This is a genomic window from Paenalicyclobacillus ferrooxydans, from assembly GCF_001399675.1.
Taxonomy (GTDB): domain Bacteria; phylum Bacillota; class Bacilli; order Alicyclobacillales; family Alicyclobacillaceae; genus Alicyclobacillus_B; species Alicyclobacillus_B ferrooxydans.
Genome location: NZ_LJCO01000026.1, coordinates 36,515 through 57,311, shown reverse-complemented (window position 1 = coordinate 57,311; position 20,797 = coordinate 36,515). Strand labels below are relative to the sequence as shown.

The window sequence follows — 20,797 nt, the reverse complement described above, 5'->3', positions numbered from 1 at the left end:
TGGCTCATCTGCTTGACGAGCCATGAATGTCACTCTCTTTCCGTTTCAGGGATCTTCCTAACTTCGGTTGCTCGACCGGCCTTTCCCCACTTGCCTGCGGTCGTCTGAAGTTCACCGGCATCTTCTTGGTTTGTCCGTCATTTTGGCGAGCGGCTAGTGTTTTCGCTGGCCCAACGACGCAATGATCGCTACACAGACCGCAAAAATCACCACAACCAGAGCAATCGGCACAATCTCCTGCATACCGCCGGCCGTAAATTGAACCCAAATATCAACCGGCAGCGTGTATGGGTGATACGCCATAATCATCGTGGCACCGAACTCGCCAATTGCACGAGCGAACGTCAATAAGGTTCCAGAAATGATGGCAGCTTTCGTCAACGGCAAGCTGACATCCCAAAACCGGTTCCACAAACCGCCGCCCAGCACTTTTGTCGCTTCATGCAATTCTTTCGGGACTTCCTCAAACCCTGCCTGTGCAGCAAGGATCATGAAGGGGCTCGTGATATACGTTTGTGCCAAGATTACACCGATGATCGAGTTGGTGAGGGCAATGCCGTGATTACCAAACCATGATCCGATGGTGGTGTACGGGCCGTACAAATCAAGCTGCCCAATACCGCCGACAACTGGCGGCAGTAACATTGGCAGGAGCAGCAATGCTTCAATCAACCGTTTTCCCGGAAAGTTCCGCAGTGACAACAAAAACGCTGTCGGCAAACCGAATACGAGTGCAGCCATTGTGGTAAAGGACGCCGCGATTACGGACGTCCCCAACGAATGCAGGATTTCCTGATTTGAAAAGCTCTGACTCAAGGTTACCTTGCTCACACCGTTGAACAGATGAAGTAACGGCGCCAAAATGTAGAGAAACGGGAGCACCGCAAAGATCACCAAAAGCGTAGGCAACGCGCGTCTAGACAACATTTGACTCGTTCATCATCCCTTGCTCGTTCGTCATCCCTTAGATGAATTAGTTCATCGTGCCTTGTATGAGGTTTTGAAGTCCACTCGGAACATCGGCTTTATTCCCGCCCAACTTGGTTGGGACAGAGGTAAATCCATCCTTCATGAGGATATCATGACCTTGCCCAGACACAAGGTATTGCACAAATGCCGCTGCATCCTTGGGGTCCTTTGATGTCGTCGGGATGGTTATCGTGAACAGAATCGGTGCCCCGTGTTTCACCTTGCCATTCTCTGTCATGGTCGCTTTGGCGTAGGCTGCTTTGTCGTTGACATTACCCAGATTGATGGCGTCTGGGAGTGTAATGTAGGGCACGCCCCATTCAACGGCTTCATGTTTGTAGGCAACGATGGCATCCACTTGCCCTGTCGTAAGTTGCGAGAGAAGCGATTCCTCCGGGAACACCTGCTTTGGGTTTTCGTTGGAACCAAGAATCTGTTTAAACAGGTTTGGCTGATGATAATACGACTGTGCCAGCTCAAACATGTAAATGGTGCTTTCTCCCTTCGGATCAAGCAAGGGATCCGTTCGACCAAATCGGAAACCGGGTTCCTCCATCACTTGATACCAAGGGACAGTCCCCTTCGCTGCAGCTTCGAGTTGTTTTGCAAACGGACTCTTCGGGTTGTATGCGATGACCAGCTGATCCTGAGCGAGTGCCAAGTACCAATTCACCAGGTTGTGATTGCTGGCACCCATCAACATCTTGTCTGCACTTGGCGATGCACTAATGAATACATCCGGGGTGCGCAGACCGGATTTAATCATCTGTGCCAGTGCCGTCGAGCCTGCTCCCTCTCCTTGATATTTGATGTGTAATCGGCTGTCCGCTTGCGGCCCAATCTTTTGCTCCATGACCTTGGTCATTGAGCCCGCATACAATACGGACAAAGGATGAGCATTTGTCGATGCCGAGGAAGTTTGTGTGCTCTGATTTGCCGTGGTCGCTGAGTTTCCTGAAGCCCCCTGTGTCGTGGTTGGATTGGTGCCTGTGTTCGAGCCTGTCCCGCAGCCAGCCAGTCCCCCAACGGTCGCAAGCATTGCGAGACCAACCCATGCTGTCTTTTTCATCGATATCTCCCTCTCCTGGCATCTCAGTTTACGTAACAGTTCTTTATTTACTGACCAACTCGACTGACCAACTCGACTGACCAGCCCGCTGACGGCTGCTTACGATTATTCTTCAGGCCAAGGTGTTTCCCGTCTGGTTCACATCGTAAGGACCGAGGCACTCCAGTTCTCTTCGAAACGAATCTGTCTGGAGCGTTTCGAGCAAAGCCTGAACACCCGTGTGTTTCAGGTAGCCCTTCGGAATCACCAAGGTGCATCGTTCGCGTTGCACCGGTATAAAGTCAAGGCCAAACAGGGCTGCTGCTCCGGCGTGCCCAAGCCCCACGTCTGCCAGGCCCTGAGCCACCGCCTCAGCAACCGCGACGTGGCCTTTCAGTTCAATGTCATAACCTGTCACCTGCGAAGGACTGACCTGTACTGACCCCAGCAGCTCGTCGAACAGTCTCCGCACCCCTGCACCCTGCGGACGATTCACAACACGAAGGCGGCCACTCTGAAGACTCTCTGGCCCAGCAAACCGCAATCGGTCTCCTTTGCGTACCATCCATCCCACTTCGGCCTCTGCAAACGTGATCTGAAGGTACCGTGACGTGTCTGCGGCATCTATCTCGGAGGTACCGTTTGACCTCGTCATCGGATCGATCCGGTGAATCGCTGCCACGTGGGTGTACCCGAGTTCAAGTTCGCGAAGCGCCGCCGCATTTGGCACCTCAAACCAAACTCCCTCGTGACCCCTAGCTTGCTTCGCCACATGCTCCGCCATCAGTCCGAGTCCGGCATCACATCCCGAAATAAACACAACCCCTTCACTCGAAGAACGGCCCGACAGCCACTCCAGCCGCCCTTTAGACGCCCGCGATGAGATGGGATGCACCACTGCGTGGGCCGGATGCAATGCACTGGAAAGTGATGTGGAATCCACAGGTCTGGCAAGCATACGTCCATCAACCATACCGACAAAACTTCGCAAAGCGTCAGAATCCGCGACTGTTGCGGAACCACTAGGGGGAACCGTGTCTACCAAGGAGTCCTCCGCCGGATCAGCAAATAATTCCTCTACGCTTGTCAGCAAAGCCTTCGCAATCCTCATCGCGACGATAGCACTTGGAGACACCTTGCCCGCTTCAATCAGTCCAATCGCTTGACGTGTGACGCCTGCACTTTGGGCCAAAGCTTCTCTCGAAAGGCCAATCTCTTGACGCACCTTCGCGATCCGATTCGGAAACTTCACCCTTCTCCCCCCAGTCCACACACCTATGTAAACTATTATTTATCAACGTAAATTATATTTACAATTTAACATAACAAATGGGCTGGTCAAGGGAAATGTCTGACCAGCCCTGAAATATCCAATTCATCAGTGTCAATAATTCGGATGTCTTAAAGCGACTCGAATATACCCCTCAACTCTTGGACGATAAGCTCTTGATAGCCGGTTCCCTCACCATAACGTCGCCGGATCTCCGCATACGTCTCTTTTTGCTGCTCTTCATACTCTGGTGCACTCTTGTCCACGTAATGGGTTTTGAAGTAAGCCATCGGTTCCTGCACATAGGCAGGTCTTGGTCCCCACTTGGACAGAACGTTACCTGCTTCATCGAGGATCAACACAACAGGAATAGAGCGCCCGTTGAAGGTTAGAAACTGGTCTATCAGGTCGAGGTTTTGCTCCATGATGAAAAACTCTGTCGGTACTGAAGCCTTCTCCATCACACGCAGTACTACCGGGACGTTGCGGACAACATCTCCGCACCAATCGGCAGCAATGATGGCACACCGAAATCCCTTTCCTGCAAGGGATGAGAAAAATTCCTCGTCCTCTTTTGCTGTCCAAGCAAAGTTGTTATACCAGCCCGAGAATGTGTCCTGATTCCGGGTCATACCATCGATGAATGCAGCAGGAGAAATCCCCTGTCCGAGTTTCGCTGCTAAGTTAATTGGCATACTGTATCCCTCCCTTCCCAAGAATACCCTTCCTTATCTTGCAAGTCCACGATCTTGCAAGTCCACGGAATCTGACCGCCCAATCAATCTGGCAAGCCCACCGAATCGGACAGACCTGCCAAATCTGCAGACCTGCGGAGTTGGACAATCTCCCCGAAATCGGTCACTCAGCTGGTGTATCTTGTGACGCGAGTAGTTGGTCCAGCGCACGTTTTGTATTTCGGATCTCCTCCAAGAGTGTCGCTCGCTGCGACTCCGATTCCGGTTCTTCCTGCCCTACGAGTTGTGCAAGTGTCAATTCCAACTGCCGAATTTGGTTCTCTGTTTCTCGGTTTGTGTACCTCCGGGCTCTTTGTGCTTGCTCGTACTCCTCGTACGTCCCTTCGAACCACCGGGCACATCCGTCTTCAAGAAACAAGAGACGGTTCGCAACCTTTTTAAGCAAATATACATCGTGTGTCACGAGCACCAACGCACCCGGGTAATCGAGCAAAGCCTCTTCGACCCGTTCGCGCGTATCGATATCAAGGTAGTTGGTTGGCTCGTCAAGGACCAGCAAGTTTGCCCCTGACAGGTAAAGATGTACAAATGCCACGCGACATCGTTCACCCATACTGAGTGTGGACAAAGGTTTAAATACATCTTCCCGTCGAAACAAGAATCCTGCGAGAATTGTTCGGGCCCACGACTGAGTCATCCCTGGCAGGTCAAGGAGCGTGTCTAACACGGAGTCGTCAAGATTTTGTCGGCGCAGTTCTTGCACAAAGTAGCCAATTTTCAGTTCCGGATGATGGTAGACTTCGCCCTTGTCAGGCTGCAGTTCACGCGTCAAAGCCCTTAACAAGGTGGTTTTTCCTACCCCGTTCGGTCCAATAATGGCGATCCGATGGTTCCGCTCCACCGCCATCGTGACATTCCTCAACACTTCATGTGGGCCATAACCGATGGTGACTTCTTGCAGTGCAGCAAGGCTGCGTGCCTCAAATTGAGCCGTCTCAAACTCAACTTGAGCCTTCGCTGACTCGCGTGGTCTGTCAACACTGCGATCTTCAAGCCGCGCCAATGCCCGCTCCTTCGCCTTGAAGCGAGTGGCGTTCTTCATAGCACGTTTTTTCAAATAAGGGTTGCGTTCGCCCGCTGCCGCATGTGCCTTTTCATACCACTGCTGGTAACGGTGAATGGCCTCAAGCAAGTCCTGACGCTCGCGCTCTTGTTTTTCATAAAGTGCCGTTTGCGTTTTGATTTCGTGATCGCGGCTCTCCTTGAAGGATTGATATCCACCTTTGTATCGGCGGCATCCTTCCGGCGTGAGTTCAATCACCGCATCAGCAACGTGATCCATCAATGTCCGGTCATGTGTCACAAACAGCACTGTTCCTGCATACTGGCCGAGCCACTCTTCGAGCCATCGAAGCGTGTGTCTGTCTAAATGATTGGTCGGTTCATCCAGGATAAGAGCTCTAGGCTTACGGACCATCAGTCTGGCAAGCTGTGCACGGGTCTTTTGGCCGCCGCTCAGCGCCTGATAGGGGGTGTCCCAAACGCTTTTCGGCAATTGCAGGCGTGTCAATGACACCTCCACTTCCATCTCCCACTCGTAGCCCCCGCCCATCTGATATTGCTCTTGTATCTCTGCATATTGTTCCATCAACCTGTCGATCCGGTGATCCGACACCCCCGCATCCGCTGCCCCTGACATTGGCGCAGTCTCGGTTCCTGAAGCAGTCCCGGTTCCTTGCGTAGTCTCAGAAGAGATCGTCTTGCTCGCCCCTGTCCGTGTATCCTGTGCCACATCTTCAAGCTCTCGTTGGAGTCTGGACAGTTCACTCGCCATTCTTGAGAGTTCGAAGTTGCCGGACCTTACAAAGGAGATGAGGGATACACCCGCATCGACGTGGAGGTCCTGTTCTAACCACCCCCAGTCGTGCAGTGGAATTCCCCGGTGAATCAGACCCCCGTCTAATTCAACCTGGCCCATGATTGCCTTCAGCAGGCTCGTCTTGCCAACGCCATTCTTCCCATATAAAGCTGCCTTTTCTCCATGAAACAATTCGAACGTCACGCCCCTAAAGAGCGGTCTTCCATTCCATTCTTTACAGGCGTCTTCAACGCGCAGCGTCTGAGTCATCGACTTTTGTGCCAACATATTCGTCCATCACATCCCATCCGTACTGAAATCCCAAAGGCTTGTGGGACAACAAAAAATCGCAGGTGGCTGCCTGCGATCACGGACGTGACTGGGTTTGTTACCGGGATATTAAACTCCCCGCTCGAGGCTTCTCAGTATTGCCGGGTCCTCCCCGAAGACGCACACATGGCCGCAACGCCCGTGTCGTACACGCAGCCCTCAAACGCTGACAGCCGCGTCGCAATACCATATGAGCCACTAAGCATCCCAACTCCACTTTGGTTTCCTGTCCGCTCGCCACAGCAGCCCACACCGAACCATCTGTCTGCCCGAAAGGGCAAAGCAACACAGGTGGTCGAGCCTGCAGTGGATTCAATTCATTCGGCGGCGTAACAGGAATTGTACATGGTGTAGAGTTAGATACCTCCGTTCAATTTCATGTAACCCCAGTATATGTGAGATTGAAACCGATACGCAATCCCCTTTTGAAGGTCCTTCAGCCAAGATGCCAAAGAACAACAGCGAGATAAATGGCCGATCCCCACATCATCACAGCCGATCCACGATTCAACCAGACCTTCGCCTGTCCTCGCAATAGCCGCGTCCCTGCCAGATGCCCTGTCAGTGCCAGGGCGAAAAACCAGAGCCAGCTCACTAGAACGCACGCTACTCCGAACGAAAAACGGAGCCGCCAGTTCGTGTACAAAACAGCGCTGCCCCCGATAATCGCCAAGGTGTCCATCCAAGCGTGCGGGTTCAAAAGTGAGGTCGACGCGGCCGTCCAAATTTGCCTCTTTCGGCTCCAAGCCCTGCCACTGGGGTCCAAAGTGCCTTCATCCTCACCATTTACGCGACTGTCACTCGTTTGACCGGGGTTGTCGTCTGAACCTGCATCGGATCGAAAAGTGGACCATCCCATAAACAATAAGAAACCGCATCCGACCACCCCCATCACCAGACGGACAATTGGTGACGTAAAGGACAGTGTCGTGACGCCAAAAATGCTGACCGCTATCAACAGAGTGTCACATAGAGAAGCGGTGATGATTGTCGGCAGCACATTGGAGAACCGCTGATGAACACTGCCTTGAGTAATGACAAAACCGTTTTGAACGCCAATCGGCAGAATTAACCCTAAGGCAAGTAAAAACCCGTGAACAAAAGCGTTACCCAACCTAGTTCCTCCCCAAGTGACCCCTTGCATCTCGAACATGCACTGGGTCCAAGCAACCCCGACGAAAGATTTCCTACAGGCCTTTCATGCGATGGATATCCCCAAGCCGGCGCACCACCGCTTATCAAATGATGGCTTATCCCCCAATTACGGACTGGACGTCCTGCCATACCCGTGTGGCAATCCGCTGATACCCGGCCTGGTTCGGATGAAAGTGATCGATGTAGAGGTATCTCGTCGGGTTGAGCTGAAATAGATCGTAGGTCTGAACCATGAGCACTCCATTGTACTTTGAGACTAAGGCCTGCTCATCTGCGTTCCAAGTCTCAACTATACTGTCTGTCTGTAGCCTTGCACCGGCAATATTCCCATACGGGTTATACAGCCCAATTACCAGCACTGTGGCATTCTTATTGACCGATCGGATGGTGGATAAGACCGCGTTCAGGTTGCTCAGGAACTGGGTTCTGGCCTTGGCAATCCGAGCAGTATGAATGGCGGGAAGCCCTGCTGCATCGTTCAGATCATTTCCCCCGATCGAAATCAACACAAGGTTAGCCGACTGGAGCAGCTGTGTGACCTCTGGCTTGACAACTTCGGTGCGCAACCCTTGCGACGTCAACCCATCGATCCCTAAATTTGCTTGGATCACCGAGTACCCTGCCTGCTTGAGATTTGCCGCAACATCTCCCACGTAGCCCTCTCCCGAGGCGTCACCAAGACCATGTGTCAGGGAATCGCCGAGTGCCACGAGATGGATGGTTTTCGAATTTAACTGAGGCTGTCCAGTCTGCTGAGGTGTACTCCCCTGACTCGCGTTCCCGCCGGTGGATCCTCCGACGGTCCCCCCATTGACGCCCCCGCTTGCGCCTCCCGTGCCGCTGCCGGTGGTCCCACTGCCGCCCCCGGTGCCGCTGCCGGTGGTCCCACTGGTACCTCCGCCTCCGCCGCTGGCCACACTGGTGCCGTTGGTGCCACTCGTTCCGCCTGTCGCACCGAGGATATGCCCTACTGTGCCTCCGAATGCCGCGTAACTGGCGAAGAGAAACCCGCCGATGAGCACGACGGCTGCTGTGATGGCAAGTCCCGAAGCAGACTGAATCACCCTGTCGGACGACTTACGTCGGGGTGGTTTGGGCTGGTTGATGGGTGAATCATGCTTACCTTGAGGGCTGCCTGGCTTGTCCTGTTCCATACCGATTTCCTCCCTGTTCAATGACAGTGTACTATACAGGTAGAACTTTCCGGAATCTGAGGTGGAACACGATGGCCCAACCGGTATTATCGGTTCGCTCCCTCGAAAAGCGGGTGCGCAATCGCACGCTCGTTAAGGATGTCTCATTCGACGTCTATCCTGGACAGGTCTTCGGTTTTCTCGGTCCGAACGGGGCTGGAAAGACCACCACCATCCGGATGATCGTTGGCCTGATTCGACCGACCGCAGGTGAGATTACCATTGGCGGATACAAGGTCCGCACTGACCCTCTGCGCGCCATGCAGGAGGTCGGCTGCATCGTTGAAAATCCAGACATGTACCCGTATCTGAGTGGACGTGAGAATCTCCTCCAACTTGCCAGGATGCAGGGGGTGGAGGCGGTGCATCGGATCGACGAGGTGGCAAAACTAGTCCATCTCGAGGACCGACTTGACGACAAGGTTCGGACCTATTCGCTCGGGATGAGACAGCGGCTCGGCATTGCACAGGCACTCTTGAACAATCCCAAGCTTCTCATTCTCGACGAACCCACGAATGGCCTCGATCCGGCGGGTATCCGCGAACTTCGCACCTTCCTGCAGGCACTCGCGAAGGATGGCTTGGCAGTATTCATCAGCAGCCATCTGCTGTCAGAGATAGAACTCCTGTGCGATCACGTTGCCATCATCCGCGACGGCTCGGTCATCAAGACGGGAGCCATTGACACCCTCCTCGCCGGAACGGCTGATGATGTGTCTTGGCGTGTGGACAAGCCGGATGCAGCACGGCGGGTGCTGGAAGATGTGCTGCGTTCCCATGGCATTGTCGCGGAAGTCACCGAATCAACCAAGGGCAGTCTGATTTGCAGAATGACAGACGACTTGGTAGCCGAAGCGGTTTCCAATCTGGAAGCCCACGGCTGTAAGGTATTTGAAGCAGCACGGCGACGCATCTCGCTCGAGGACTTCTTCCTTCAAACAACCAGCGGGGCTGCAGTTTGAGACACGTCCGCAGGCAGCGATAGTTCCAATGCTGCTTCCGGGGACGGTTCCAGTAGTGCGTCCAGTAGTGCTTCCAGCGATAGTTCGATGACGGATTTTCGAGCAAGGCGGTGAGTGGATGTTTTGGCAACTGGTGTCCAACGAGATCGTCAAAATGCTGCGCAAACGCCGCTTCCAGGTGGTCATGGCCATCCTTTTGGTGCTCATGGCTGTGTTCTCCTACGCAGAGCACGAGGCTATCCTTGTCATGGTTCGCCAACTGGGAACCACAGACTGGCACGTTCGCTTGCAGCAAGAAATCACGCATGATCTGAATCGCTTGCACAACCCGTTTGCATCGGCGGCTGAAAAAGCGGGCATCCAGGCTACGCTTGCCGAGGCACAGTACGAGTTGTCACACAACATCAATCCCTACGCACCGGGCGCACCGAGCTTCATGCACACGTTTATGGATGAAGGCATCACACTGCTGATCCCCCTCTTTGTCATCGTCATTGCATCCGATATGGTGTCATCTGAAATGAGCGGCGGCACGATTAAGATGCTGCTCACCCGTGGTGTCTCCCGCACAAGAATCCTGGCGAGCAAATTGGTGGCGCTGTTTCTGCTCGTGGCGATGCTCTTTGCGGCGATCGCGATCACCTCCTACGTGGTATCTGGTGCGTTTTTTGGTTACGGCGGGTTTGGACTGCCGGTCATCATGGGCTTCCAGACCAGTGCGAATGGCACCGTAGACATCAGTCATGTTTACACCCTGCCGCAGTGGGAATACCTGTTGATGACGTTTGGGCTCGGATTCTTCGCTTGCCTGGCTGTCGCTTCGCTCGCGTTTATGGTGTCGACGCTGGTCAGATCGACAGCCTCGAGTATGGGTATCATGATGGCGGGCCTCATCGCAGGAACGCTTTTGACGGCTCTCGCAAGCAACTGGACCTTGGCGAAGTACCTGCCAGTCGTGAACCTGCAGCTAATGAACTATCTCAACGGCACTCCGCCGCCGGTGGCAGGGATGACATTCGCATTCTCGCTCGGAGTCCTCGTGATCTGGTCGGCAGCAGCACTTGTCATCAGCTTTCAGGTTTTCGCTCGCAAGGACATCATGGGTTAATTCCAGTCAAGCAGGAATCATGCGTTTTCATGTATAATTTGCGGTAACACGCCAAAAAAACAATTGACTGCGAGTCGAGTCTGAAATCTCGGGACCCGCTTCGGCCGTACATGGGGTTTGGCTTCAGAGATGAGGTTTCTGTGTTGGGACCAAAGCGTACGTACGGCATCGGATCGACTCAACCAGAAAGGATAATGGAAATGGTTATCAAGCCAAAAATTCGAGGGTTTATCTGCACAACGGCACACCCAGTGGGATGCGCCAAACACGTAGAAGAACAAGTGGAATATGTAAAAAGTCAGCCCAAGTTTGAGGGACCGAAGAAGGTACTGGTCATCGGCAGCTCAACAGGATACGGTTTGGCATCCCGAATTGCCGCAGCCTTTGGGGGCGGTGCGGATACGATTGGCGTGTGCTTTGAGAAGCCAGCCAGCGACAACCGCACAGCAACCGCAGGTTGGTACAACACCGTTGCCTTTGAGGAGATGGCACGTGACGCAGGCCTGTTTGCTGCGACTGTAAATGGCGACGCGTTTTCGGATGCGATTAAGGCGGAGGTCATCGACCTGATTAAAGAACACTTTGGACAAGTCGATCTCGTTGTCTACAGCCTCGCTTCCCCTCGCCGTACACATCCCAAAACGGGTGAGAGCTTCTCTTCCGTGATTAAGCCGGTGGGACAGGCTTTCACAAGCAAAACTGTCGACGTTCACTCAGGCAAGGTTTCGGAAGTAACCATCGAACCTGCGACAGAAGACGAAGTGAAGAATACCATTGCTGTCATGGGCGGAGAAGATTGGGAAATGTGGATCAACGCGCTCGACGAAGCGGGTCTCCTGGCGGACAACGCGACGACGGTTGCGTACTCATACATAGGTCCTGAGCTCACCTACGCGATTTATCGTGAAGGAACGATTGGCCGTGCCAAGGACGATCTGGAAGCCACCGCCAAGCGGATGAACGCCAAGCTCAGCGGCCGCGGCGGAAGGGCGCTGGTGTCGGTCAACAAGGCTGTCGTGACACAGTCGAGTTCTGCGATTCCAGTTGTACCGCTCTATATCTCCATCCTGTTTAAGCTGATGAAAGAACAAGGTCTGCACGAGGGATGCATCGAGCAGATGTATCGTATGTACAAGGACCGCCTGTACGTGGGTGCACCTGCCCCGACGGATGATGCGGGACGCGTACGTTTGGACGATTGGGAGATGCGTCCCGAGATCCAGGCTGCAGTAATGAAAGCGTGGAGCGAGATCGACGCGGAGAATCTGATGCAGTTGTCCGACCTCGAAGGCTACCGCGCGGACTTCTTGCGCCTGTTTGGGTTTGGCATCGAAGGCGTGGACTATGAGGCGGACGTGAACCCTGACCTGCAGTTGCAGGCGCCAGGCAGCGCGAAGTAAGAAGGCGAAATAGGCGGCCGAAGTCAGAAGGCGCTGTAAGATGAGGCTGTAAGTAGAGGCTGTAACTAAGAGGCTGTAAGTAGAGGCTGTAAGTAGAGGCTGTAACTAAGAGGCGGAGTAAGAAACCATACTATGAAGGCACAGTAAGAGGGCGTAGTAAGGGGCGAAGTAGCCGTCGCCTCAGACGGGACGACCGAACTTACGCTAGACGACAAACTGCTTTGGGCCGCGCAGGTTTCCTGCGGGGCCCTTTCAGTACAAGGGATGTAGAGAAATTATAGAGATTATAGAGATTGTAGGGATATGCGGTATGAGCCCCTAGGGGGCTCATGAAACGTGTTTTGAAGGCCTAGTCTTTGGAACTTCATTCAACAACGGACAAAATGTCCGTTGTTACCACATTTTCCTGCTTCGCCGAGTAAACAGCGAACCTCTTGTTCGCTCCGGGCTCATTTGGGCCGGATCTCGCCTCAGCAGAGGAACTCAGTTCCGCTAAATCCGACGGTCACGCTCATCTCGCCTCAGCAGAGGAACTCAGTTCCGCTAAATCCGACGGTCACGCTCACCTCGCCTCAGCAGAGGAACTCAGTTCCGCTAAATCTGCACGCCACGCTCATCTCGCCTCCACAGAGGAACTCAGTTCCGCTAAATCCGACGGTCACGCTCACCTCGCCTCCACAGAGGAACTCAGTTCCGCTAAATCCGGCGGTCACGCTCATCTCGCCTCCACAGAGGAACTCAGTTCCGCTAAATCTGCACGCCACGCTCACCTCGCCTCCACAGAGGAACTCAGTTCCGCTAAATCCGGCGGTCACGCTCACCTCGCCTCAGCAGAGGAACTCGGTTCCCTTCCGCTGCCACCCTGACCACGGGGGCCTCCTGCTAGCGGAAGAAAGTTCCCTTATGCGGCCTGAGTGCTTGCCGCCGTGCACGCCTGCCCACGCCTGCCCACGCATGCCCACGCTGCCCACGCTGCCCACGCTGCCCACGCTGCCCACGCATGCCTCTGCCCTACCCGTTGATCCCCTTCATAGACAGCGACAGCCGCTGCTTTTGGACGTCCACCTGGATGACGCGCACCTGCACGATGTCACCGACAGCAACCACATCCATCGGGCGCCGGACGAACCTGTCTGCCAATTGTGAGATGTGCACCAGGCCGTCGTTTTTCAGCCCGACGTCCACAAACGCGCCAAAGTCAACCACATTCCGGACGGTGCCTGTCAACACCGTGCCTACCTCAAGGTCCTCCAACTTCAGCACATCCGTGCGCAGGATCGGAGGCGGAACGTCCTCACGCGGATCACGCCCTGGCCGCTCCAACGCCTCAAGAATATCCCGCAGCGTAGGCAAGCCCACCTCGAGTTCCTGACTTAACGCCTCGAGCGAGTCTGTCCGAACCCTGTTCAGCCACTCCGCCCGTTGCTCAGCCACCAGCAGGTCTGAGGCTGGCGTCCCCGTGCGATCCAACAGGCGATGCACCACCGCGTAGGACTCCGGATGAATCGGCGTGCTGTCGAGCACCTCGTCCCCATCGAGGATACGGAGGAAGCCAACGCACTGCTCCAACGTCTTTGGTCCAAGCCGCGGAACCTTCGCCAGCTGTTTGCGCGTCTTAAACCGCCCATTCTCATCCCGGAATGCCACGATATTTTTGGCAACCGTCTTGTTCAGTCCAGCCACGTACGACAGAAGGCTTGGTGATGCCGTGTTCACATCCGCGCCGACTTGGTTGACGGCCGTCTCGACCACACCCGTCAAGGCCTCATCGAGCAACTTTTGAGAGACATCATGCTGATATTGTCCGACGCCAACCGACTTCGGATCGATTTTGACCAGTTCCGCAAGCGGGTCCTGCACACGCCTCGCAATCGAGATGGCGCTGCGTTCTGAGACATCGAGATCGGGAAACTCTTCCTTCGCCAAGACAGAAGCCGAGTACACGCTAGCCCCCGCTTCTGACACAATCAAATAGGGCACGGTCGATCCGGTGCGCTCCATGTACTCTCTCGAGCACTCGGCGATGAAGTCCTCCGTCTCCCGCGACGCCGTCCCATTTCCGATAGCCATCAAGCTGATGCCGTACTTCTCGATGAGCCCGTGAACTACGCGCTTCGCTTCCTCCACTTTGCTTAGCGGCGGTGTTGGATAGATGACCTTCACCTCGAGCAATTTGCCGGTGTCATCGACCACGGCCAGTTTGCAGCCGGTGCGGTACGCCGGATCGACACCCAGCACCACTCGCCCATGCATCGGCCGCTGCATCAGCAGGTTTCTCAGGTTCTCACCGAAGACAGCCACGGCTTGGGCCTCCGCGCGCTCCGTGAATTCAGCGCGGATCTCCCGCTCGATGGCAGGCGCAATCAGGCGCTTGTAGGCATCGACCACCGCCTCGTACTGCAGCTGCTGTGCGTACGACAATTCGGCTGCATCGGGTAGGTTACGGCCCACGCGCGATCCGATCCGGTTCCCGACAGCGGATCCTGCATTAGCCCGGTCCAACACGTGTTGTTGGAGCAGGTGACCGTGAATCTGGTCTTCCGGTGCCTTGATGGTGACTTTGAGAAAGCCGTCGCGTTCACCTCGGTTCATGGCGAGCACCCGGTGCGGAGGCAGTTTGCCCAATGCCTCCTCGTAGTCGTAGTACATCTCGTACACGCTCTCTTGCGATGCATCTGTCGCCACACTGCGGGCCGTACCGCTTTGAATCGTGGTCCGGCGAATCCACTTACGCGTATCTGCATCGTCGGCGACGATTTCTGCGAAAATGTCCATCGCACCTTGCAGTGCTGCATCCGGCGTTTCAACCCCCGCCTCTGCATTCACATACGCCTTAGCCTCCGCCAGGACCTGGTCCTGGCCGAACCGGGCATTTGAAGGCGCGAGCAACCAATTGGTCAGCCCCTCGAGTCCCCGTTCCTTGGCGATCATCGCCCGCGTTCTGCGCTTCGGCCGGTATGGCCGGTAAATATCGTCCACCTCAGCGAGCGTCGCGGCACTGAGCACAGCACTGACCAATTCCTTCGCCTGCTTCTCGTCCGTAAACGCACCGTGCTCCTCAAGCAGTCTGACAACATCCGCTTTGCGCTGGTAGAGGTTTTGCTCCTGCTCATAGAGGCTGCTAATCTGGCGCAGTTGGTCTTCGTCGAGTTCCCCCGTCATCTCTTTTCTGTAACGAGCAATGAATGGAATGGTGTTGCCTTCGGAGAGCAGTTTGATGGCGGCCTTGACCTGCGTGGTCTTCAACTTCAGCGTCGTAGCGATACTCCGGTCATAGTCAGGGGTCTGCAGTTCTGGTACTTTCCAATCGGTCAACTGTATGTACTCCTTTGCAAAAGGGATGAATCAAACGTGATGACATGAACGACTTCAAAAGCGGGTAACACCAATCTGGTGCGTGCCTGTGTATTCGTTTGGTCCGTCGCCCATTATACAACATCCGTATCGGTGCACTCGTGCAACGACGTGCAAACCCCAGCCCACCCCAGCCACCCCAGCCAACCCCCGCTCAAACCCGCCCCAGCCCAGGCAGGGATTCACCATCCAATCAGCGAAAATTACAGCGATGCAAGCGACGCATTTGAAAGGGGCTAAACTCAATGGGATTGGAAGGATATATCACTGTTGAAGGCGGTCGTGTCTGGTATGACCGAGTCAGCAGTGAGAACCATAATAAAACACCGTTGCTCGTCCTGCACGGCGGGCCAGGCAGCGCTCATCTTGGCATGCGCCCACTGGAAACCCTCGCTGATGAACGAGAGGTCATTTTCTACGATCAACTCGGCTGCGGACACTCTGATCGCCCAACAGATAAATCACTCTGGACCACCGAACGATACGTCGAAGAACTCGCCACGTTGCGAAAAGAATTAAATCTCTCCGATGTACACATCCTTGGTCACTCCTGGGGTACGATGTTGCTGTGCGATTACCTGCTCACCAAACCAACAGGTGTGCGAAGTGCGATTTTCTCGAGCCCATGTCTATCCGCCCCCCGCTGGGTCGAGGACGCGAACCGCTACCGTGAAGACCTCCCCGCAGAGATTCAAACCGTCTTGACCCGATGCGAGGAAAACGGCACCACAGACTCGGAAGAATACGAGAAAGCTGCAGAGGTCTACATGAAGCGGCACGTCTGCCGCGTTGAAGTACCAAAAGAGGCTCGAGAGGCTCGAAAATGGGCTTTTGGGGAAGAAGTTTACCAGACCATGTGGGGACCCTCGGAATTTCATGCAACCGGTGTATTAAAGACCTATGACCGCACAAATCGGCTGCACGAAATCAAGGAACGTTCACTGTTTGTTTGCGGCGAGTATGATGAGGCAAGTCCTGATTCGACAAACTACTACCACTCGCTCGTCGCGGGCTCAGAGTTCCGGGTGATGACCGGATGCTCCCACTCGCCGTTGCGGGAAGACCCTGACGCGTATCTGGCACTGATCCGTGCCTTCTTAAACCGCATGGACGCTTAACGACAGACGCACCGCACGCTAACAGCATCACAGGCCAACAGCAGCACGCAGCTTGAGATTGATTTTAAGCTCGCACGTGAGCATAGCCAACCAAACTCACTGTAAAGCAAAGGAGGTCACCTGATGAAGAAGATCGTGTTTACACTCCAACTGACTCAACCACAACTCAAACGCGTGCAGGACATCGCCCAAGGATGGGAGATTGTCAGTGGAAAAGATAAGACTGAGTGGCAGCATCACCTGAAAGATGCGCTCGTGATTGCCGGATGGAACGGCACCGTGCAGGAAGCTTTTCTTGCCGATCCCGATTTTGCCGTCAACTGGGTGCACAACTGGGGGGCTGGAGTGGACAGACTCCCCTTAGAGGCCTTTCAAGAACGCGGGGTGACACTGACCAACTCGAGCGGTGTGCACGCCTATCCTATTTCCGAAACCATCCTCGCTTTCATGTTGGGGATGACCCGGAAAATTCACGCATACGTTCGCAACCAACAACAACATATCTGGCACCACGCAAATCTGTCTGCCGAAATGCACGGAAAGACAGTCGGCATTTTGGGTGTCGGTGCAATCGGTCTCGAAACCGCTCGTGTTTGCAAGGCGTTTGGCATGGACGTACTTGGCGTTCGGCGATCCGGTGCACCGTCCGAGTTTGTCGACAAGATGTACACAATGGATGACCTATCCACGGTGCTTGCTCTGTCCGACTATGTCGTGAACACGCTGCCGCATACCAAAGAGACCAATCACATGATGGGTCAGTCCGAGTTTACAGCCATGAAGCCGTCTGCCTTCTACATCAACATTGGCCGGGGTGGTACCACTGACGAGACCGCACTCATTAACGCCCTCCAAAGCGGACAAATTGCAGGTGCGGGACTCGATGTGTTTGAGACGGAGCCGCTTCCCGTTGAGAGCCCCTTATGGGACATGGAGAATGCGATTCTGACGCCGCATACATCGGGATCGACGGAACACTATAATGATCGCGCGCTGGATATCTTCACAGAAAATCTGGCGCAGTTCGTTGTCGACCGAACCGTCTCGAGAAATGTTGTGAATCTCGAACTCGAGTATTAAGCTGTCAATCCGCCTCGTAGGTATAATCGGAGTGATATTTCATCTTCCAAGCAGTAAAGGAGGAGTGCGAAGGTGGTGCAAGCTGTTGTTTTTGACGCGTACGGTACCCTGTTTAACGTGCAAAGCGTAGCCATCGCGTGTGACAAAGAGTACCCCGGCAACGGAGAAATCATCAGCCGCATTTGGCGCCAAAAACAGCTGGAGTACACATGGCTGCGCCCCTTGATGAATCGCTATGTCGGCTTTGACAGAGTCAATCGGGACGGCTTGCGGTTCGCCCTCCGACAGCTCCGCCTCAGTTTTGATGAAGCCCTGGTTGAAGAACTCGCGAACACCTATCTGACACTCCCGCCGCACCACGAGGTTCCGAAAGGACTTCGGCGCATGACCCAGCTCCGCCGCTTTATCCTTTCCAACGGTACAGAAGAAATGTTGACGAAATTGGTCCAGAACAATCATCTTGAGGGAGACTTTGAAGGGATCCTGAGTGCGGATGGCGTGTTGACGTATAAGCCCGATCCGGCGGTGTACACGCTCGCCGTTTCAGCCGCCAAGCTGCCCAAAGAAGACATTCTCTTCGTCTCCTCGAACGGCTGGGATGTGGCTGGGGCAAAGTCGTATGGATTCACCGTTGCCTGGGTCAACCGCAAAGGCAGTGCCCCTGAGGAACTTGACGTAGTGCCGGATTACGAGGTTCGCGATCTCGTTGAGTTGACGAACATCATCAACAGTTGACGTGAAGCAGACACCAGAAGCCTGTTAGGCCGGCCAGACGTTGCTCTGGCCGACCTTTTCTTCGCGGCTGTGCTGCCCCTCATAAGCTGCCCCTCATAAGCTGCCTTATAAGCTGCCCCAGACTGCATGAGGATTGCTGCATGATTACTTTACTGAGTGCACCCGTGAGGTTAATGGCTCGCTGATTTCCATTCCTCCACATACTCTTCCAACACGCTGTGCAGTTCTTTACCGATTCGGCTGTAGGCCTCGTCAGCCAGGTTTGCCAAAGATACGCGGATAGACCAGGTCGGTCCGCGAAATCCGCCGCCGTTTAAAAGCACGATGGAACAGTTCTCTGCCAGTCGAAACAGAATGTCGACAGGCTCATAGTTGTCTTGCAGATAATCGACAAACGCTTGACTGTAGTGTTCCGCCGCCCACCAAGCGAGATCAAACTCAGTGTAATAGTATGCGCCGTATTCTGGCTCCGGCATCTTCAGGTCAAGACCGTCATACAGCAGTTTCATTCGGCGCCGACAGATATCCTTCGTCAGTTTTTGATAGCGATTCTCAGTATCAAGGACATCGAATGCTGCAAACAAAGCCATCTGTACCTGTTGCGGCGTGGACAGGCCTGCAGTGTGGTTCAGCGCCACCTGCCTGCTGTCTGCAACCAGTCTATCCACGAAGGACAGTTTTTCCGGGTGCTGTGTCAGTGAAGCGTATCGGCGATTCAGTTCCTCTTTTTGTTCCTCTGGCAGTCGGCTGAGCAACGTATCGAACACGTTCTCCTTGCTGACCGCGATGACACCGAGTCGCCAACCCGTCACGCCAAAATACTTGCTCAGTGAATACACACCGATTGTGTTCTCAGGCAGCCCTACCATGAGTGAGCGATATCCATCCACAAAAGTTCCGTACACGTCATCAGAGATGATCATCAAATCTGGATTGTCGCGCTTCACGATGTCCTGCAGGTACTCAATGGATGTTGGATCCATGGCGACAGACGGGGGATTGCTCGGATTGACCATAAATAAAGCGCGGACCGAACGGTCTTTCAGTTTATCGAGCTCAGATGATGGATACTGCCACGAATGCATCCCGCTGTCCGTTCTTCCCGTTGCCCGGATGTCTACTACGTCGAAGTTGTACCGATCCAGCTGCGGAATCTCAAGATAGGGCGGAAAAATGGGTACCATGACCGCAATTCTGTCGCCGGGAGACAACAGATGGTTAGCCAAAAATGAATCGAACAGATAACACATTGCGGCTGTTGCACCTTCCACAGCGAATAAGTCAAATGTCTTCATTTTGGTGTCGGCGCCGTGTTCCTCCATCGGATACAGCCGCTTGACCAGAAACTGGTGCACCACCTTTTCCATATGAACGAGCATCCTGTCCGGCTCTGGGTAGTTGTCTCCAATCAGCCCATCGGCCAGTTCATGCACCCAGTTATCGGGATCGAACCCAAGCTCGAAAATGCCCCAATCAACAATCTGAACGAGCAAAGACATTCCAGGCCTGTCACTGTGCTCATTGGCATAAGTCGTAAACCTTTTTGCGATCCCGATCGGATCCGGCATGCCCGCCAGGTTGCCCTCATCCCACACACGTCGGCTCTCTGAAAGTGCAAACTCCCCAAGAGCAAAAAAAGCTTCGCGAGGTGCAGCTGCAATCCAGTTGGGGTTTCCACGGCCAGCGTTCAGCATGGTACGCATGGGTTTTTTCTCGTGCTCTTTGGCAAGCCGGATTAGCTCGTCTTTGAATTCGAAGGGACTGATGGTCTCATAAGAACGCTCCATTTCACGGCGCTTGCGGGTATCTACATTCAAAAAAACCTCTCCTTTATGTCGGTCGTTCATGATGTCCGTCGTTCATGATGTCGGTCGTTCATGATGTCGGTCGTTCAATTTATGCCGGTCCTGTGGTCGTTTCAATGATGCGGGTGCTGTGGGTCATTTCGCTGACGTATATCGTTCAATGGAGCCAACTGAGCACCTCGTCTGGCTCGGCAATCAGACGGCCGTAGTACTTCAGCGCACGAAAGTTGTGGATCTCACGACAAACCGTCGCCATTTGTTTCAGGATAGACTTTTCGCCGTCTTCGTTTGGTGTCCAGTAATAGATGTCCATCGTGTACGGCGTTCCGTCGTCATCGGAGCGAGTGTACTCAATGTGCTCAGCTTTTTGGAACCCGTTTTTCTCATAAAAGCGGATCCGGCCGACAGTATCCGAATCATCCCCGTCCGGAGGCTCCACCTCGAGAATGATGTTCTTGTGTCGGCGTTTGAAGGTGTCGAGTACTTTCGTACCAGTGCCCTTTCCGCGCGTTTTGGGACTCACGAGCAGATAATCAATAAAGATGAAATCTGGAAACTCTGCGTACGTCACGACGAAATCCTCTTCTTCGTGAACTTTGTAAGCCTCGTGATGATCAATCAGGTCATTTAACTGACCCTCGTGTTTCATTTCATGCTCAGGAAAGTAATTGGACAGCCGATCGTAAAAACTCATCAGAATCCCCACCTCGTTTATCT

Annotated in this window: 17 protein-coding genes; 7 read left to right on the top strand and 10 right to left on the bottom strand. The window is 54.2% G+C overall.

All coding sequences use genetic code 11. From position 1 onward, the window contains the following. Positions 1-153 precede the first annotated feature (153 nt). The 7 genes from AN477_RS05610 to AN477_RS05580 all read right to left on the bottom strand — a co-directional run bounded on the left by AN477_RS05610 (position 154) and on the right by AN477_RS05580 (position 8,479). Positions 154-927 carry an ABC transporter permease gene (locus tag AN477_RS05610; protein ID WP_083485994.1) on the bottom strand — a complete coding sequence of 258 codons (774 nt, stop codon included), beginning with the start codon at positions 925-927 and terminating at the stop codon, positions 154-156. A gap of 46 nt (positions 928-973) precedes the next feature. After that, complete coding sequence (locus AN477_RS05605; RefSeq protein ID WP_245631729.1) at positions 974-2,038, bottom strand: extracellular solute-binding protein; 1,065 nt, start codon at positions 2,036-2,038, stop codon at positions 974-976. Between the two features lie 112 nt (positions 2,039-2,150). Then, positions 2,151-3,269: a substrate-binding domain-containing protein gene (locus AN477_RS05600; protein WP_054968194.1), complete on the bottom strand. Its 1,119-nt coding sequence runs from the start codon at positions 3,267-3,269 to the stop codon at positions 2,151-2,153. Between the two features lie 149 nt (positions 3,270-3,418). Further along, complete coding sequence (locus tag AN477_RS05595; RefSeq protein WP_054968193.1) at positions 3,419-3,982, bottom strand: thioredoxin family protein; 564 nt, start codon at positions 3,980-3,982, stop codon at positions 3,419-3,421. Between the two features lie 163 nt (positions 3,983-4,145). After that, positions 4,146-6,128: a ribosomal protection-like ABC-F family protein gene (gene abc-f / locus AN477_RS05590; protein WP_054968192.1), complete on the bottom strand. Its 1,983-nt coding sequence runs from the start codon at positions 6,126-6,128 to the stop codon at positions 4,146-4,148. 478 nt (positions 6,129-6,606) lie between these two features. Beyond that, entirely contained in the window at positions 6,607-7,284 is a 678-nt protein-coding gene (locus tag AN477_RS05585; protein WP_054968191.1) for a LysE/ArgO family amino acid transporter, read from the bottom strand. Between the two features lie 136 nt (positions 7,285-7,420). After that, positions 7,421-8,479 (bottom strand): GDSL-type esterase/lipase family protein, encoded by a 1,059-nt coding sequence (locus AN477_RS05580; protein ID WP_054968190.1) that lies wholly within the window; start codon positions 8,477-8,479, stop codon positions 7,421-7,423. A gap of 71 nt (positions 8,480-8,550) precedes the next feature. On the opposite strand from AN477_RS05580, the gene AN477_RS05575 reads away from it, so the two are divergent. From AN477_RS05575 to AN477_RS24305, 4 genes are all read left to right on the top strand, one after another. After that, positions 8,551-9,480, top strand: a complete 930-nt coding sequence (locus tag AN477_RS05575) for an ABC transporter ATP-binding protein (RefSeq protein WP_054968189.1) — start codon at positions 8,551-8,553, stop codon at positions 9,478-9,480. Between the two features lie 118 nt (positions 9,481-9,598). Continuing rightward, positions 9,599-10,588, top strand: coding sequence for an ABC transporter permease (locus AN477_RS05570; RefSeq protein WP_054968188.1), 990 nt, complete (start codon positions 9,599-9,601; stop codon positions 10,586-10,588). Between the two features lie 200 nt (positions 10,589-10,788). Then, positions 10,789-11,988, top strand: coding sequence for an enoyl-ACP reductase FabV (gene fabV / locus AN477_RS05565; protein WP_054968218.1), 1,200 nt, complete (start codon positions 10,789-10,791; stop codon positions 11,986-11,988). Between the two features lie 434 nt (positions 11,989-12,422). Further along, positions 12,423-12,854 carry a hypothetical protein gene (locus AN477_RS24305; protein WP_157061832.1) on the top strand — a complete coding sequence of 144 codons (432 nt, stop codon included), beginning with the start codon at positions 12,423-12,425 and terminating at the stop codon, positions 12,852-12,854. Between the two features lie 145 nt (positions 12,855-12,999). Here the strand turns inward: AN477_RS24305 and AN477_RS05555 are convergent, their stop codons facing one another. Continuing rightward, positions 13,000-15,309 (bottom strand): Tex family protein, encoded by a 2,310-nt coding sequence (locus AN477_RS05555; RefSeq protein ID WP_054968186.1) that lies wholly within the window; start codon positions 15,307-15,309, stop codon positions 13,000-13,002. Positions 15,310-15,587: 278 nt separating this feature from the next. On the opposite strand from AN477_RS05555, the gene AN477_RS05550 reads away from it, so the two are divergent. The 3 genes from AN477_RS05550 to AN477_RS05540 all read left to right on the top strand — a co-directional run bounded on the left by AN477_RS05550 (position 15,588) and on the right by AN477_RS05540 (position 18,275). Further along, positions 15,588-16,460, top strand: a complete 873-nt coding sequence (locus AN477_RS05550) for a proline iminopeptidase-family hydrolase (protein WP_054968185.1) — start codon at positions 15,588-15,590, stop codon at positions 16,458-16,460. A gap of 123 nt (positions 16,461-16,583) precedes the next feature. Continuing rightward, positions 16,584-17,540 carry a D-2-hydroxyacid dehydrogenase gene (locus AN477_RS05545; protein WP_054968184.1) on the top strand — a complete coding sequence of 319 codons (957 nt, stop codon included), beginning with the start codon at positions 16,584-16,586 and terminating at the stop codon, positions 17,538-17,540. A 72-nt stretch (positions 17,541-17,612) separates the two neighbouring features. Then, positions 17,613-18,275 (top strand): haloacid dehalogenase type II, encoded by a 663-nt coding sequence (locus AN477_RS05540; RefSeq protein WP_054968183.1) that lies wholly within the window; start codon positions 17,613-17,615, stop codon positions 18,273-18,275. Between the two features lie 170 nt (positions 18,276-18,445). On the opposite strand, the gene aspD is transcribed toward AN477_RS05540, so the two are convergent. Together aspD and AN477_RS05530 are read right to left on the bottom strand one after the other, a co-directional pair. Next, entirely contained in the window at positions 18,446-20,092 is a 1,647-nt protein-coding gene (gene aspD / locus AN477_RS05535) for an aspartate 4-decarboxylase (RefSeq protein ID WP_245631728.1), read from the bottom strand. 145 nt (positions 20,093-20,237) lie between these two features. Continuing rightward, positions 20,238-20,774, bottom strand: a complete 537-nt coding sequence (locus AN477_RS05530) for a GNAT family N-acetyltransferase (protein WP_054968181.1) — start codon at positions 20,772-20,774, stop codon at positions 20,238-20,240. Positions 20,775-20,797: the final 23 nt, after the last annotated feature.

Coding starts and splice junctions, on each gene's coding strand:
- AN477_RS05610 (WP_083485994.1), bottom strand. CDS start 927: ATGTTGTCTAGACGCGCGTTGCCTACGCTTTTGGTGATCTTTGCGGTG.
- AN477_RS05605 (WP_245631729.1), bottom strand. CDS start 2,038: ATGAAAAAGACAGCATGGGTTGGTCTCGCAATGCTTGCGACCGTTGGG.
- AN477_RS05595 (WP_054968193.1), bottom strand. CDS start 3,982: ATGCCAATTAACTTAGCAGCGAAACTCGGACAGGGGATTTCTCCTGCT.
- abc-f (WP_054968192.1), bottom strand. CDS start 6,128: ATGTTGGCACAAAAGTCGATGACTCAGACGCTGCGCGTTGAAGACGCC.
- AN477_RS05580 (WP_054968190.1), bottom strand. CDS start 8,479: ATGGAACAGGACAAGCCAGGCAGCCCTCAAGGTAAGCATGATTCACCC.
- AN477_RS05575 (WP_054968189.1), top strand. CDS start 8,551: ATGGCCCAACCGGTATTATCGGTTCGCTCCCTCGAAAAGCGGGTGCGC.
- AN477_RS05570 (WP_054968188.1), top strand. CDS start 9,599: ATGTTTTGGCAACTGGTGTCCAACGAGATCGTCAAAATGCTGCGCAAA.
- fabV (WP_054968218.1), top strand. CDS start 10,789: ATGGTTATCAAGCCAAAAATTCGAGGGTTTATCTGCACAACGGCACAC.
- AN477_RS05550 (WP_054968185.1), top strand. CDS start 15,588: ATGGGATTGGAAGGATATATCACTGTTGAAGGCGGTCGTGTCTGGTAT.
- AN477_RS05545 (WP_054968184.1), top strand. CDS start 16,584: ATGAAGAAGATCGTGTTTACACTCCAACTGACTCAACCACAACTCAAA.
- AN477_RS05530 (WP_054968181.1), bottom strand. CDS start 20,774: ATGAGTTTTTACGATCGGCTGTCCAATTACTTTCCTGAGCATGAAATG.